The following is a 491-nucleotide window of genomic DNA, read 5'->3' as shown; positions in this document are numbered from 1 at the left end:
ATATATATGTTAGAATTTTTAGACAATAAAAGGAGCGTAATATATGCATCAAACATCTTGCACTTGGCAGCAGTTAAGTTTCTTTTTTTCATCTCAAAACGTACAACGTTATCTTGCCCGTTGTTATGAAAAATCCTCTATTCAGGATGCCGAAAAAAAAAGTTTTGAAAATTGTTATCCCTTTATTTATTACTTAGAACACGGGAAAAATTATTATGAATTATATAAGACAGCTCCATTTTCCATTCAACCAATGTTGTTATTTTATGGAATTAGCCAACTTTTTAAAGCATGTCTACTAACCATTGATCCTAACTATCCTGAATCCACTACTGTTTTAGCTCATGGCGTTACAACTCGCAAACGAAAAAAACAAGGGTATCAATTTTTAGAAGATGAGGTGAAGGTACAAAAAAACGGATTGTTTACTCATGTTGCAGAACAACTGTTTCACATGAAACACTTAGAAGCAGAAAAATTTAACATGTTAG

General features: G+C 31.8%; 1 protein-coding gene. It reads left to right on the top strand.

The features are described 5' to 3' along the window. Positions 1-43: 43 nt before the first annotated feature. The coding region (locus SB717_RS33590) for a YaaC family protein (RefSeq protein WP_410907127.1) at positions 44-491 on the top strand (448 nt) is incomplete at its 3' end.

It is taken from the genome of Priestia sp. SIMBA_032 (genome assembly GCF_046535215.1).
Lineage (GTDB): Bacteria > Bacillota > Bacilli > Bacillales > Bacillaceae_H > Priestia > Priestia aryabhattai.
Note: the sequence above shows the minus strand (reverse complement) of the source record. Positions and strands in the feature narration are given on the sequence as shown.